General features: G+C 72.4%; 11 protein-coding genes. All 11 read right to left on the reverse strand.

The window, feature by feature from the left end; translation table 11 throughout:
• Window positions 1-140 precede the first annotated feature (140 nt).
• The 11 genes from H7H31_RS08480 to H7H31_RS08530 all read right to left on the reverse strand — a co-directional run bounded on the left by H7H31_RS08480 (window position 141) and on the right by H7H31_RS08530 (window position 14,373).
• Window positions 141-2,357 carry a VMAP-C domain-containing protein gene (locus tag H7H31_RS08480; RefSeq protein WP_187060152.1) on the reverse strand — a complete coding sequence of 739 codons (2,217 nt, stop codon included), beginning with the start codon at window positions 2,355-2,357 and terminating at the stop codon, window positions 141-143.
• A 15-nt stretch (window positions 2,358-2,372) separates the two neighbouring features.
• Window positions 2,373-2,888, reverse strand: a complete 516-nt coding sequence (locus H7H31_RS08485; RefSeq protein WP_187060153.1) for a CU044_2847 family protein — start codon at window positions 2,886-2,888, stop codon at window positions 2,373-2,375.
• Between the two features lie 219 nt (window positions 2,889-3,107).
• The gene (locus tag H7H31_RS08490; RefSeq protein ID WP_176164269.1) at window positions 3,108-4,001 is read right to left on the reverse strand and encodes a thioesterase family protein; all 894 of its coding nucleotides are present in this window, start codon (window positions 3,999-4,001) and stop codon (window positions 3,108-3,110) included.
• A 343-nt stretch (window positions 4,002-4,344) separates the two neighbouring features.
• The gene (locus tag H7H31_RS08495) at window positions 4,345-5,013 is read right to left on the reverse strand and encodes a trimeric intracellular cation channel family protein (protein WP_187061081.1); all 669 of its coding nucleotides are present in this window, start codon (window positions 5,011-5,013) and stop codon (window positions 4,345-4,347) included.
• Window positions 5,014-5,225: 212 nt separating this feature from the next.
• Complete coding sequence (locus H7H31_RS08500) at window positions 5,226-6,554, reverse strand: ABC transporter ATP-binding protein (protein ID WP_232109742.1); 1,329 nt, start codon at window positions 6,552-6,554, stop codon at window positions 5,226-5,228.
• 11 nt (window positions 6,555-6,565) lie between these two features.
• A complete protein-coding gene (locus H7H31_RS08505; RefSeq protein WP_187061083.1) occupies window positions 6,566-7,750 on the reverse strand; it encodes an ABC transporter ATP-binding protein in 1,185 nt (394 codons plus the stop codon).
• Complete coding sequence (locus H7H31_RS08510; RefSeq protein WP_187061084.1) at window positions 7,747-8,745, reverse strand: ABC transporter permease; 999 nt, start codon at window positions 8,743-8,745, stop codon at window positions 7,747-7,749. The genes H7H31_RS08505 and H7H31_RS08510 overlap by 4 nt, the downstream gene beginning before the upstream one ends.
• Window positions 8,746-8,898: 153 nt before the next feature.
• On the reverse strand, window positions 8,899-10,668 hold the full coding sequence (locus H7H31_RS08515) for an ABC transporter substrate-binding protein (protein ID WP_187061085.1): 1,770 nt from the start codon (window positions 10,666-10,668) through the stop codon (window positions 8,899-8,901).
• A gap of 89 nt (window positions 10,669-10,757) precedes the next feature.
• Entirely contained in the window at window positions 10,758-11,765 is a 1,008-nt protein-coding gene (locus H7H31_RS08520) for an ABC transporter permease (protein WP_187061086.1), read from the reverse strand.
• Window positions 11,766-12,638: 873 nt separating this feature from the next.
• A complete protein-coding gene (locus tag H7H31_RS08525) occupies window positions 12,639-13,406 on the reverse strand; it encodes an enhanced serine sensitivity protein SseB C-terminal domain-containing protein (RefSeq protein ID WP_187059849.1) in 768 nt (255 codons plus the stop codon).
• 175 nt (window positions 13,407-13,581) lie between these two features.
• Complete coding sequence (locus tag H7H31_RS08530) at window positions 13,582-14,373, reverse strand: enhanced serine sensitivity protein SseB (RefSeq protein WP_187059848.1); 792 nt, start codon at window positions 14,371-14,373, stop codon at window positions 13,582-13,584.
• Window positions 14,374-14,489: the final 116 nt, after the last annotated feature.

A 14,489-nucleotide genomic window follows, 5' to 3' on the forward strand; every position in this document is an offset into this window, starting at 1 on the left:
GGGCCTGGTGCCGCTTGGCCGGCGCGGGACGGCGCGGCCGGGCGCCGGGCGGGCGCGGCGGGCGACCAAGGCCCGGGTGGCGCGGCAGCGCGCGGCGGGCGGCCGGCCAGGGGTGTGCGCCGGGGGCTGCCGGCGGCCGGTCATGACGCCGGCTCCGCGAGGACCCAGGGTTCCGGGGCGAGCGGCGGGGGCCGGTGGTCGGGCGGGTCGTGGAGCAGCGACAGTTGGCCGCCCCGGTGCGTCGGGATGCCGGGCTCGGCCATCGCCTTGGCCCGCTCCAACCGCACCGCCTCGGGCACCCCGCGCGGTTCGGTGCCCTCCAGCACGCTGGACAGGTCGAGGCCGACCTGCTCCCCGTGGTCCGTACGGTGCCAGAGCACCGTGTGCACGCCGGCCTGTACACACTGCCGCAGCAACTGGCCGTGCCGCGCCGGGTCGCAGCACAGCACGACGGTGCCCACGTCCGGGCGGACCTCCAGGTTGGCCCGCGCCACCTTGTGGTCGGCGTACTTCTCGCCGAAGACCAGGCGTCCCGCGCTGGCCAGGGCGGCCGTGCGGCGCTTCCACCCCGCGTAGCACTCCCGCGTCCTGGTCGTGGTGCGGACGACCAGGCGTCGGGTCAGCCCCGGTACGAACGCGCCGCCCTCGTCCCCCTCCTCGGACTCCCACGTGTCGATGGCGAGCCCCAGCCACTCGGGCGCGACGAAGAACTCCACGAGCGCCGTCTCGGGGTCCTCACGCACCTCGGTGCGCAGCACCCGTCGGATGTCCTCGACCACCCGGGCGCTGGCGGCGTCGCGGTCCCGCACCACGACGAGCCTGGGCTGCGCACCGGCGTCCCAGGCCCATATCTGGTACGTGAAGAGTGTGCTGCCGCCGGTGGGCAACAGCTCGATCTGGACCCGGGGCACGGCCCGCCCCAGCCGCCCGGCGGCGGTGCCGCCCGCCCCGTCCACGGGCGGCGGCGGGGCGGACGGTGCCCGCGCCGCCGCGTGGCGGTCCGCCGCGTCCGCCTGGAACTGGCACACCGCGGCCCACGGCACGCCCATGCGGCGCGCGACCCGCTCCGTCCACGCCTGGAGGTCCTCGGTGAGCTGGTCCGCGGTCTGCCGTTCCTCGCCCGCCACCAGGACGACCGCGCGCAACAGCGGCGGCACGGGCTGGCGGTCCGTCGGCTCGTACGCCTCCAACACGTCGATGACGTCGGCCAGTCCGGACAGCGCCCGCGGCTCCGCGTCGTAGGGCAGTACGGCGGCGAGCAGGGCGTCCGGCGTCGCCTGGCGGCAGCGCGCGAGCAACCCGGCCAGATCGCGCCGTTGGTCGAGGGTCAGGCACTCGGTGGGGCTCACGATGCGCGCGGCCCTGCGCAGCCGCTCCCACGGCTCCCCGGGCGACCCGGCCGCGCCGCCGTCGGGTGCGGAGTGCTGCGCGAGGGTGGTGCGGGCGGCTTCGAGGAGTTCGGGCACGCCGCGCCGGCTGCCCACGGCCAGTCGCACCAGGCGCGCGTGATCGGTGCCGAGGTCGCGCGCGGGGAAGCCGAACCGCGCGGCGAGCCACCGCTCGCACTGCGCCACCGCCGCCGGCGTGGTGAGCACGCCCTCCAGCGCGGCCAGGAGTTGCTGCACGCCGCGCCGGGCGGCGGGCACCCGCAGCGGTGGCATGCGGGGCAGCTCCGACTCGATCGCCGGCAGGCTGATGCCGTACACGACGGCCGGCGACCGGTCCTGGTGCCCGCCGGCGCCGGCGCGCGCCCGCGCGGCCTGCGCGTCCTCGTGGACGGCCACCACCAGCCCGACCACCGCCTGGCGCGCGCGGTCCCACAGCGGGCCGCCGCTGTACCCGGCGCTCACACCGACCCCGCCGACGACGTCCAGCGCGACCCACGGGGCGGCCACCACGCGCGGCCTGGCCCGGATCGTCGTCACCGGGTTCCCGCTGGCCCACAGCGCGACGACCTCGCGCTCGCAGTCGTGGAGCTGGAACGGCGCCGGCTCGGCGCCCGGCGGGGCGCTCCCCTCCAGCCGGAGCACCGCGAGGTCGCCGTGGTGCGCGAGCCGCCCGGGTACCACCGGCGCGCGACCGATGGCGTCCGCGCGCGGGGGCCGCCACCCTCCGGGCTCCACCCGGGCGCTCACCTCGCGCTCTCGGTCCACCAGCGGAAAGGCCAGCCGCAGCAGGGCGTCACGGGGCGGGGCCGCCTGGTCGAACTGGCCCCGTCCCAGCGCGCTGTTGACGACGTGCGCGCAGGTCAGCACCAGGTCGTCGGCGACCATGACGCCGGCGCCGACCGGTCCGGAGCTGCCGAGCACCGAGACGAACGCGGCGTGCAGCGCGGCGTCCTCCACGTCAGCGTGCATGTCGATCACGCTGCCTTACGCGGACGTCGAGCCGAGGTTCCAGGTGGCGGAGACCGAGAAGTTGGCCTCTCCCTTGCCGGTGAAGACGCCGAGGCTGAGATCGGTGCCCAGGGTGACGCCGAACTGCACCGTCACCTCGTCCGGGCGGCGCGGCGAGTCCGCGAGGGAGGTGTGGATGCTCTCCAACACCCCGCTCAGCGGGCGCAGCGCGTTCGCCAGCGCCTGCCCGCCCGCGGACAGGGCGCGCGCGGTCCTGCCGTCGACACTGACCGCGCGGGCCCCGCCGAACCCCGTGGGCAGTTCGAGGTCAGGGCCCGGCGGCTGGCCGTACGGGTCGTCCGGCGGGCCGCCACGGTCGCCGGCACCGCCGTCGCCGTGGTCACCGCCGTCGGAACCGCCAGCCGAATCCGGGGCCCCGCCGCCGCTCGGCCCCGCCGCGCCGACGGGCGCTGGGCGCGCCCCGTCGGCGACCGGAGTGAGGCGCAGCCAGGCGACGGTGCCGTCGTCAAAAGTCAGTGCGAGGTCCCCCATGGCGATCAGTGTGGCACGCGGAGCCGGGCGCCGGGAGCGTACGAACGCCTCGTTCCGCGCCCTCGCGCCCGCCGCGCGCACCCAGCCGAACCACCACACCTCACCCGCCTCACCAGCCCCAACTACTGCCGGCAAGGCGGAAGGTGAACACCCATCAGCCCATCGGGACTCGCGGCCCCGCCCCGGGGTGCGGTCGCCCCGTGCGGAGCACGGCCTCCGCTAGCCCAGCTTCACCCGGGCCAGTTGGCGGGCCTGCGCGACGAGTTGGTCCGCGCTGTCCCAGACCTGGACGTCCTCCTCCAGGAAGCCGCCGGCCAGGTTGCGGGTGGTGATGGCGACGCGCAGCCGGCCGGGGGCGGGGCGGCGGCGGACGTGCGCGGTCAGCTCCACCGTGGGCACCCAGCCGCTCAGCCCGAGGTCGAACGCCGTGGGCGGCAGCGCGTCCACGGCCAGCAGCAGCGACAGCGGGTCGGGGTCCCTGCCGTCGGCGAGCCCGAACCAGGCCCGCATGTCGCCGACCCCGCTGGGCTGGCCGATCGCCCAGCCCGCGGTCGCCGGGTCGAGGCGCATGTCGAACCGGTCCACTATCTCGGAGCTGTCGTTGAGCGGCACCTCACCGTCCGGGGCGTCGTCCGCGCCCAGGCAGTGTTCGTACGGGGGCATGGCCGGCGGCGTGGCGGCGGTGCGTACGTCGTTGGGCAGCGCGTCCAGGTGCCCGTAGGTGGCCAGCACGCGGATGCGCTCCACCTCCGCCCCGTCGTCGTCGAACTGGACGAGGGACGCCTGGCCGGTGGAGAGGGTGCGGCCGGCGCGGACCGTCTCGGTGCGGATCACGGCGGGCCCGGGCTGCGAGGCGGTCAGGTAGTGCGCCGTGATCGAGAAGGGGTCCGGGTGCGGCAGGGTGTCGCCGAGGGCGCGGCCGAGCACGGCGAGCAGATAGCCGCCGTTCAGCGCCTTGAGGATGCTCCAGCGCGCGGAGAGGTCGGCGTCGAAGGTCGCGGTGACCGCGGCGGAAGGAGCGCCGGATTCGGCGGCGGAGCCCGTCCCGGGGGCGCGGCGGGTCACCGTCGTGTCCCGGTCGAACTCGCTGTTACCGATGGTTGCCTGTGCCATGGAAAGCACCGTACACGGCAAGATTACCGACGGGTAGGTTCTCCCGGGCCCGGTTCGCCCTCCTCCGCCGGCCCCGCGCACCGTGGCTCCGCGCTCCGTGCTCCGTGGCCCCGCCCCCGCGCTCCGTGGTCCCGTACGCCACACCGTCGCCCCCGTGTCCCGTGGCCCCGCCCCACGCCCCGTGCCCCGTGCTCCGTGGCCCCGCCCCACGCTCCGTAGCCCCGCCCCGTGCCCCGTAGCTCCGCCCCACGCGCCGCGCGCACCCTCCACCACGCGGGGCGGCCCACCTCGCGCGGGGCGGGCCACCACGCGCGGCACGGACCGGCGTGCGCCGGCGCTGGCGTCAGGTGCCCTCCGTCTCCTCGTGGGCCGTGCTGCGGCGGTTCCAGGCGCGGGGGGCGCGCCAGCCGAAGCGCATCGCGCACAGCCGGAGGGCGAAGGCCAACAGGGCGGCGAGCGCGCTCGTGCCGCCGCTCAACGCGTCGAAGTGCACCAGCAGGGCCACCACGGAGGAGCCGACCAGGGCCGGTACGGCGTAGATCTCGCGGTCCCAGCGCAGCAGCGAGGGCACCTCGTTGGCCAGCACGTCGCGCAGTACGCCGCCGCCCGCCGCCGTGGCGACGCCCAGCGTGACCGAGGCGGTCAGGCTCAGCCCGTACTCGTACGCCTTGGTCGTGCCGGCCACGCAGAACAGGCCGAGGCCCGCCGCGTCGAATATGCCGACCGCCCCGTTGATCCGCTCCACCTCGGGGTGGAGGAAGAACACCAGGCTGGCGGCTATCAGCGGGGTCACGAAGTAGCCGAAGTCGGTGAAGGCCGCGGGTGGCACGGCCCCGATGATCAGGTCGCGGATCAGCCCGCCGCCCAGCGCGGTGACCTCGGCGAGCACGGCTATGCCGAAGACGTCGAAGTTCTTGCGTACGGCGAGGAGCGCGCCCGAGATCGCGAAGACGAAGATCCCGGCGAGGTCCAAGGAGCGCAGCACGGATGGCGTGAACAGATCGGTGAGCACCCGCTATTTTTACCCTGCGGGTCCGGGATGCCCGATCTGATCAACGGGGCCCCGGGCCGCCACCGGCCCGCCCCGGCCCCGCGCGCGGCCCGGCCGCGGGGCCCGTTCCCCGGCGTCGGACGTGCCCTCATCGCCCCCGCCCGTGGCTCCGGCCACCGCGCCGTCCACGCCCACCGCCCCGACCGTGATATCCGTCACCGCCGCGCCCGAGGTCAGCCCTCGGCGGCCCCGGGCTCCTTCCGCACCGGCTTCTTCGCCGGCTCCTTCGACGCCTTCCCCGCTGCCTCGCCCGAGGACGTCGCGGGCGCCGTCTCCACGGCCCCCTCCGGGGCGGAGCCGGGCGTCGCCGCCTCGGCCGTCGCCGTCTTCGCGGCCTTCGCGGGCGCCTTCTCCGCCGCCTTCTCCGCCGTCGTGGTCGGCTCCGTCGCCGGGGCCGCCGCGCTCGGTGCCTGCGTGCGGACGACCTTGCCGCCGTCTGCCGTGACCTCGGCCAGCGCGGCGTCGCCCGGCTTGAGGTCCTCGTGGTTCTCGGGGTGGTGGCACGCCACCTGGTGGCCCGTCTTCAGCGCGAGCAGCGGCGGCTCCTCCACCGTGCACACCACCGTGGCCTTCCAGCACCGGGTGTGGAACCGGCAGCCGCTGGGCGGGGCGATGGGCGAGGGCACGTCGCCACGGAGCAGGATGCGGTCGCGCTTGCCACGGCGCCTCGGGTCGGGCACCGGGACCGCCGAGAGCAGCGCCCGGGTGTACGGGTGCATCGGCCGCTCGTACAGCGATTTCCGGTCAGTCAGCTCGACGATCTTGCCGAGGTACATCACCGCGATCCGGTCCGAGACGTGCCGGATGACCGACAGGTCGTGCGCGATGATCACGTATGTCAGGCCCAGCTCCTCCTGCAGGTCGTCCAGCAGGTTGACCACCTGGGCCTGGATCGACACGTCGAGGGCCGAGACCGGCTCGTCCGCGACGACCAGCTTCGGGTTCAGGGCCAGCGCGCGGGCGATGCCGATGCGCTGGCGCTGGCCGCCGGAGAACTCGTGCGGGTAGCGGTTGTAGTGCTCGGGGTTCAGGCCGACGCGACCGAGGAGGCGCTGCACCTCCGCCTTGACGCCGCCCTCGGGGGTGATGCGCTGGAGCTTGAAGGGGGCGCTGACGATGGTGCCGACCGTGTGCCGAGGGTTCAGCGACGAGTACGGGTCCTGGAAGATCATCTGGACGTCGCGGCGCAGCGGGCGCATGCTGGCGACGTTCAGGTGGGTGATGTCCCGGCCCTCGAACTCCACCGTGCCGCCGGTGGGTTCGAGGAGGCGGGTGATCAGCCGCCCCATGGTGGACTTGCCGCAACCGGACTCGCCGACCACGCCCAGCGTCTCGCCCGACTTCACGTCGAAGCTCAGCCCGTCCACGGCCTGGACCGCGCCGACCTGTCGGCGCAGCAGCCCCTTGGTGATCGGGAAGTGCTTGACCAGGCCGGTCACCTTGAGCAGGGTCTCGCCCGCGGCTGGCCGCTGCTTCTGCAACGTCACGTTGTTCTCCGACACAGCTTGGTCCTTCACAGCTTGGGCGCAATCTCTTCGGTCCAGATCCGCGTCCGCTCCTCCTGCGTCATGTGGCACGCGGAGAAGTGACGGCTGCCGACCTCCTTCAGCTCCGGCCGCTCGGTGCGGGTGCGGTTGTCGGCCGGCACGTCCGCGTACGGGCAGCGGGGGTTGAAGGCGCACCCCTGTGGCACGTTGATCAGGCTGGGCGGCGAGCCGTGGACGGGGATCAGCCGGTCGGTCTGGTCCCGGTCGATGCGCGGCATCGAGCCCAACAGGCCCCAGGTGTACGGGTGTTGCGGCTCGTAGAAGACCCTCTCGGCCGGGCCGCGCTCCACGCACCGGCCGCCGTACATCACCAGGATGTCGTCGGCCAGTTCGGCGACGACGCCCAGGTCGTGGGTGATGACGATGACGGCGGAGCCGAACTCCGTCTGCAGGTCCCGGATCAGGTCGAGGATCTGCGCCTGCACGGTGACGTCCAGGGCGGTGGTGGGCTCGTCGGCGATGAGCAGTTCGGGGTTGTTGGCGAGCGCCATCGCGATCATGGCGCGCTGCCGCATGCCGCCGGAGAACTGGTGCGGGTAGTCGTCCACCCGGCGGTCGGGCTGCGGTATGCCGACCCGGTCGAGGAGTTCGACCGCGCGCCGCCGCGCCTTCTTCTTGTCGACCTTGTGGTGGACCCGGTACGCCTCCACGATCTGCGCGCCGACAGTGAAGTACGGGTGCATCGCGGACAGCGGGTCCTGGAAGATCATCGCCATCTCGCGGCCCCGCAGCCGCCGCACCTCGTCCGGGTGGGCGGCCAGCAGGTCGGTGCCGTCGAACCAGATCTCGCCGGAGATCCGCGCCTTGCCCCGGCCGTACTGGCCGACGGTGTGCAGCCCCATGATGCCGAGCGAGGTGACCGACTTGCCCGAACCCGACTCGCCGACGATGCCCAGCGTCTTGCCGCGCTCCAACTGGAACGAGAGCCCGTCGACGGACTTGACCAGGCCGTCGTCGGTCGGGAAGTGCACCTTGAGGTCGCGCACGTCCAGGAAGACGTCCGTGCCCGGGGCGCCGGCGGTCGTCGGCTCGCCCACGGCGCCGGCCCGGCGCGCGGGCCGACCGCTCGCCTTGGTGACCGCCCCGGTGCTGGGCCTGCCGTCGGCCTTGCTGACCGCGCCCCCGGCCCCGGGGGTGGATTCCGTCGTCATGAGAGCCTCACTCGGGGGTCGATCACGGCGTACAAGAGGTCCACGATGAGGTTGGCGACGACGACGGCGCCCGCCGTGAGCAGCGTGACCCCCAGGATGACCGGCAGGTCGCGTTCGCCGATGGCCGCCACCGCTGCCTGGCCGAGGCCCGGGAGGCTGAACGTGGTCTCGGTGAGGATGGCCCCGCCGACCAGCGCGCCCAGGTCCATGCCGAGGATGGTGAGCACCGGCGTCATCGTGGAGCGCATCGCGTGCTTGCCGATGACGACCGGCTCGCGCAGCCCCTTGGCGCGCGCGGTGCGGATGTAGTCCTCGCCGAGCACTTCGAGCATGGTGGCGCGGGTGAGCCTGGCGTACATCGCCGCGTACAGGAAGGCGAGCGTGACCCAGGGCAGGATCATGCCGCTGAACCACAGCGCGGGATCGGTGCCGAACTCGGTGTACTCGTTGCTCACCCAGTCGAGCTGGTACGAGAAGATCGCCAGCGAGACGACGCCGGTGAAGTAGATGGGGAGCGAGACGCCCGCCAGGGCGACGGTCATCACCGTGCGGTCCCAGATCGTGCCGCGCTTGAGCGCCGAGACGATGCCGGTGACCACGCCGCCGATGACCCAGAGCAGGGCCGCGCCGCCGGCGAGGCCGAGGGTGACCGGCAGTCGGTCGGTCAGGACCGGCCAGATGGGCTGCTCGTTGCGGAAGGAGTACCCGAAGCACGGAGCCGAGCAGTGCACGGTGTCGGCGCCGCTGGTGTAGTCACGCCCCATGAACAGGCCGCGCAGGAAGTCCCAGAACTGCACCACGATCGGGTCGTCAAGCCCGAGCTTCTGGCGGATGGCCTCGATGGCCTGCGCGTCGGACTGCTTGCCGACGTACATCGTCGCCGGGTCGACGCCGGTCCACTTCGGGATGATGAAGAAGATGCCGAAGGTCACCAGGATGACGACCATCAGTGTCAGGACGACGGCGAACAGCCGCCGGATGAGGTATGCGAGCACTGCTTTCGGCCCGGCCGCGGCGGGGAACTACCGGAGTGCGTCCGGTAGTTCCCCGCCGCGGAACGCGGCCATCACCTGCCCTTCGTGCCTAGCGGCGGGTGCGCCGGGATGCGGCTGGCCTCACGCCAGACCTACGGATACGGGTGGTGGCGATCACTTGACGACGCCCAGCGCCTGGTAGTCGTAGCGGCCGTTGAAGGAGTCGGCCGTGTAGACGTTGGTGAGCCGGCTGCTGCGCCAGATGACGTTCTTCTCGAACACGAACGGCAGGTAGACGGCGTGTTCCGAGACCAGCTTGTTCATCTCGGTGTAGATCTTCGCGGCCTTGTCCTCGTCCAGCTCGGACTGCGCTTGCGTGAACTTGGCGTCGATCTTGGGGTCGTTGAGCATGCTGTAGTTGTTGTTGCCGTTGTCCAGGATGTACTTGCTGTGGACGAGCGGCTGCGAGAAGCCCTGGCCGGTCGGGAAGTCCGGGCCCCAGCCCATGATGATGATCCCGAAGTTGTGCTTCTTGACGTACGCCGGGTTGCCGATGATGCCGGCGGTCATCGAGCCGTCGTACTGCTCGATCTCGGCCTGGATGCCGATCTTCTTCAGCGACGCCTGGAGCGACTCGGCGGTGGCGACCTCGACCGGCTTGTTGTTACGCACCGCGATGGTGGTCTTGAAGCCGTTCGGGTGACCGCACTTCTTCAGGGCTTCCTTGGCCTTGGCGGTGTTCGGGGCGCCGCCGTTCTCCAGCGCGCCGTACGGGTCGTACTTCGGGTCCGCGCCCTTGACGACCGGCGGCAGCATGTTGGTGGCGATGTCGCCGCCGGCCTGCGGGCCACCGCGGGCGGTCTGCAGCGACTGCTTGTCGGCGCCGTAGATGACGGCCTTGCGGCACTCGATCTTGTCGAACGGCTTGACCGTCTGCGGGAAGACCGCGTACCGGATGAACCCGGTCATCGGGTTGTCGAGGTTGCCCTTGTGCTTGCGCAGGGCCTCCACGCGGCCGGCCTGGCCGATGCCCGTCGCGTTCAGGTCGATGTCGTAGTCGCCCTTGATGAGGCGCTTGTCCATCTCATCGGAGTTGGTGATGAGGGTCAGCGTGACCTTGTCCGGAAGGGCCTTGCGGACCGGGTCCGAGGACTTCTTCCAGTGGGGGTTGCGGGTCAGCACCATGGACTTCTTGGGCTCGTACGAGACCCACTGGTACGGGCCCGAGGAGAACGGCTTCTGGCCGTAGCGCGAGCCGGTGTCCTTGTCCTGGCGGACCGGGGACGCGGCGGGCATGGCCAGCATCTGCTCGAAGTCGCCGTTGGGCTTGGGCAACTTGAAGACGATGGTCTTGTCGTCCGGCGTCTCGATGGCCTTCAGGCCCAGCTTCTCCGGGTGCTTGTCCTTGTACGGGCCCTTGTACTCGCCCTTGGGGTCGAGCGTGTCCTTGAGGTAGATCGGGCCGCCGGACAGCACGTCCTGGGCCCAGATCCGCTCGATGCCGTACTTGATGTCCTTGGACGTGATCGGCTTGCCGTCCTGCCAGGTCAGGTCGGGCCGCAGGGTGTACTCGTACCGCTTGCCGCCCTCGCTGATCTTGGCCTTGTCGGTGGCCATGTCCGGCACGAGTTCCTTGCTCTGCGCGCCAGGGGCCGGCTTGTAGGTGATCAACTGGCGGGTGTAGTAGCGGGCGTAGTCCCAGACGAAGCCGTAGTAGCCGCGCTGCGGGTCCCAGGAGTCGGCGTCCTGGGTCCCGATGAACTTGAGGGTGCCGCCCTTCTTGTCCGACGGGTTGGCGATCTTGTTCTGGGCGGCGTTGAAGCCCGGGCCACTGCCCTCGCTCTTCTTGTCACCGCCCCCACAGCCGGCGGTGGTCAACAGAGCCGCGACGACGACGGCCGACCCCGCGGCCAGTCTGCGCTTCGATGTGCGATGGGTTGTCACGATCTCGCAACCTCCGTGGTGGTGACGTTTCTTTGGCTAGCGTGGTGGGACTGCCGATGGAACGGCATGGGCCTGCTGGGGTGTGGGGGTCAGCGGTTCCCCTTGGGGTCGAGGGCGTCTCGGACGCCGTCGCCGAGGAGGTTGAAGGCCAGCACGGTCACGAAGATGGCCAGCCCCGGGAAGATCAGGAACATGGGCGCGATCTCGTACGTGCGCACCGCCGTCGACAGCATCTGCCCCCACGAGGCGGTGGGCGGCTTGACGCCCGCGCCCAGGAAGCTCAGCGCGGCCTCGGTGAGGATGTTGGTCGGGATCATCAGGGTCATGTAGACCGTGATCGGCGCGACCAGGTTGGGCAGCAGTTCCCGGAACAGGATGTAGCGGCGGCCGGCGCCGAGGCTCTGCGCCGCCTCCACGTACTCGCGCTCGCGCAGCGACAGCGTCTGGCCGCGCACGATGCGTCCCACGTAGGGCCAGCCGAAGAAGCCGATCACCACGATCAACACGCCCATGCGGACGCCCGAACCGCTCAGCCCCCACAGCTCACTGGGCACCACCGAGACCAGCGCCAGGATGAACAGGAGCTGCGGGAAGGCGAGCAGCAGGTCCATGGTGCGGCTGATGATCGTGTCGACGACGCCGCCGAAGTAGCCGGCGATGATGCCGAAGACGGTGCCGAGCAGGACGGCGAATATCGCCGAGAGGAAGGCCACGATCAGCGAGATGCGGGTGCCGTAGACCACCCGGCTGAAGGTGTCGCGGCCGTTGGTCGGTTCGACGCCGAACAGGAAGTCCTTGCTCATGCCGCCCCAGTCGCCCACCGGTTGGCCACCGCCGAAGGCGTCGATCGTCTCCGGGCCGTCGTGGAACTCGTTGGGCGGGTGGCCGAACCAGCTCACGATCAGCGGGGCGAAGATCGCCACGAGGATCAGGAACAGCACGATGCTGCCGCCGACGAACGCCAGCTTGTCCCGTTTCAGTCGCACCCAGGCGATCTGGGCGGGCGAACGGCCCGCGATCTCCTTGGCCGGGGCGTTGGCCGCGACGTCGACAGCCGCGGTCTCGGCCGCGCTCGTGTCGTGCAGTGGTGCCGTCATCGTGGTGGGGACCCCTCTCGGCCGGATGGTGACCGGCCCACGACCGCCGCAGTAGCGGCAGGTTCACATCAGTTGAAGCGAAAGCCGATAGTGCAAAAGCTGCTGAGCTGGTGCAAATGGGCTGAACTTGGCGTGCGGGTACCGCTGATGGTGCGAGAGCTACGAAGCGAGGTCCGCCCTCGCGACCCTGAGTCAGGCCATCGCGCGAGAACGTTGACACGGGCTCGGCGCGAAGAGTGCGGACGGACCGGGAAGTTCACCCGCGGCGCGTCACCCGTTCGGGTCGTGTGACGCGCCACACGTCCCTTGGAGCGGGAGTCTTCAACGCTGCCGCGATCACCCGCCAGACCTCATCGGTAATGGATGCGCAACTGTGATGTGGCCAGGAAGGTTCCGTTATCCGAACAGTGGAGCCGGATGAGCGGGGCGGAGTCGGCCGATTACCCACCCACGAACAGGGGTTGCGGCCAGCGCTGGCCGCCCGCGCCCAGCGGAGGGACAAACTCCCTGGAGCGCGCCGGACGCGCCGGCCGGGATTGGCGCTTTTCCGCCATCATGGCGCCTCCCCGCGAGAAGTCGCGGGCAACGACGGGGCACCGCGCGGTGTGCGTCGGGGTATCGCGCGGGGCCCGGCGGGGCAGCGCGGGGAGCGCGACGGGACGCGGTGGGACGCGACGGGACGCGGCAGGACGCGGTGGGGTGCCGGGCGGGCGGCGCGACATATCGGGTGAGCGTCGCGTCTCGGGCAGGCGGCGTCGGCGCGCCAGCGGGAAAAGGGGCGGCCCGGGTGAGGGCTGGCGGCGCCCGCCGCGAGCCCCGAAGCGGGGGCTACGGGCGCGGGTGGGGGCTACGGGCGGTGGGGACCGGGTGCGCTCAGTACGGCTGGGGCTGCGGCGGGTAGCCGTATCCGGCGGTGGGCGCGGGCGCGGCCCCGTAGAGGTCACGGTCGAAGAAGGGGCGGCTGTTGGCCTGCATCCACATCGCCACCGGGTCGTACGCGTCGGCCATCGCGACCGTGGAGACCGGCAGCCCGTCGGGCACCACACCGATGGCCTGACGCATCATCAACCGTACGGATTCCACCGCCTGTTGACTCGTGTCGTACAGCTCAAGGCCGATGGCCAGGTACGGGCTGCCCAGCGCGGGCTGCACCCAGGCGCGGCGCAGCGAGCGCACCGCGGGAGTGCGGTGCGCGTGCTGTCCGAGCAGGGCGTAGAACTGGTGCATCTCCACCGTGGGTTCGCTGAGCCGTAGCGGCCCCGCGGGCAGTCGGTCCAGGCCGCCCGCGACGCGCCGCAGGTCGGCCCAGGGAACACCGACGCCGCCGCCGGGGGCGTGCGGGTTGAGCCACAGGCCCCAGCGTTCGGGGAAGAGCGCGGCGGCGACCCGCCGGCCGGTGACCACCTCGTGGGAGCGGTGCCAGCCGCTGGCGGCCAGCTCGTGCGCGGAGGTGACGCACGGCGCGTAGCCGAGGCCGTCGATGTCCATGTTTCCGTACTGGGCGTCGGGCGATCCCGGCTGGCCGTGCCACAGGAGCATCCACACCTGGCCCTCGACGAGGGCGTGCAGGAGGCGCTCGTACGCGTCGAAGCGCCCCGGGGAGACCTGCCCCAGCGCCTCCTCGACCTGCCCGGCGGGCACACCCGCCCCGCCTCGCCCGCCACCGCCGAGATACGAGTCGCTGCGCACCCCCCTGTCCGCGCCCGCGCTCACCTGGTTACGCCCCTTCTGTCGGCCGATGTCCGAGGCGTCGTCGCACGCCCCGCCCGGTCATCCAACCAGCTTACGAGTCCCCCTCGACAGCTCCCGCACGACGTCACACGTCCCGGTCGAAGAACGGCCGCACCCGCCCCAGCATCCAGTCCGCCACCGGGTCCTGGGCGATGTCCAGCAGCACGAGCTGCACCGGCCAGGCCACCGGAACCGCGCCGAGCGCCCGGCCGAGCGCGTCCAGGACCAGGGCGCGCGCCTGCGGGTCGGGCCGGTCCACCTCGACGCCGACGAACAGGGCCGGGGGCTGCCCCTCGACGCTGGCCAGGGCCCGGCGCGCGGTCCGCACGCCGGGCGTCGCGGTGAACTCGATGCCGGCGGCGGCCAGGAAGTCGACCGGCTCGTCCTGCCAGTCGGGCTCGTAGAGCAGCACCCGACCGCCCGACGCGGCCCCGTCCAGGGGGGTGCGCCCGGCGCGGCACAGTTCGGCGACGGCGGGCGTCGGGAGCGGGACGCCGACCGCGCCGCCCGGGTTCACGACGATGCCCACCTGCGGGGGCAGCCCGCGCGCGAACTCGACGGCGGGGGCGACGGTGAAGGACATCTGGTCGCCGACGAGCGCGTGGAACTGCGCCTCGGAGCTGAAGACCGGGGTGAACGCGGCGCCGTCCAGCTCGATGGTGGCGAGGTCCAACTCGGTGCTGTCCGGGCCACCGCCGCGCGGCAGCGGCACCCATATCAGGCTGCGCCCGAGTACCTCGACGACGCGGGCGCCCGCTCCCGCCCGCTGTTGTCCGTCCGGTCCCAGCGCGAGCGAGGCGGCCAGCACCTCTTCGAGCTCGTTGCACGGGAAACCGCCGACAGCCGGGGAGGTTTCGTATCGCTCAGGGATGCTCATCTCGTCCAACCACCGTCTCGTCCGACCTGCCTACGCACCCTAACGCCCGCTCCCGCGCCCGCTCCCGCGGGCCACTGCCCGCCGGGCGCACGCCCCACGGCCCGGCGCGCCCACGC

Source organism: Streptomyces buecherae (assembly GCF_014295035.1).
Taxonomy (GTDB): Bacteria; Actinomycetota; Actinomycetes; order Streptomycetales; family Streptomycetaceae; genus Streptomyces; species Streptomyces youssoufiensis.

Coding starts and splice junctions, on each gene's coding strand:
- H7H31_RS08485 (WP_187060153.1), bottom strand. CDS start 2,888: ATGGGGGACCTCGCACTGACTTTTGACGACGGCACCGTCGCCTGGCTG.
- H7H31_RS08530 (WP_187059848.1), bottom strand. CDS start 14,373: ATGAGCATCCCTGAGCGATACGAAACCTCCCCGGCTGTCGGCGGTTTC.
- H7H31_RS08480 (WP_187060152.1), bottom strand. CDS start 2,357: ATGCACGCTGACGTGGAGGACGCCGCGCTGCACGCCGCGTTCGTCTCG.
- H7H31_RS08520 (WP_187061086.1), bottom strand. CDS start 11,765: ATGACGGCACCACTGCACGACACGAGCGCGGCCGAGACCGCGGCTGTC.
- H7H31_RS08490 (WP_176164269.1), bottom strand. CDS start 4,001: ATGGCACAGGCAACCATCGGTAACAGCGAGTTCGACCGGGACACGACG.
- H7H31_RS08505 (WP_187061083.1), bottom strand. CDS start 7,750: ATGACGACGGAATCCACCCCCGGGGCCGGGGGCGCGGTCAGCAAGGCC.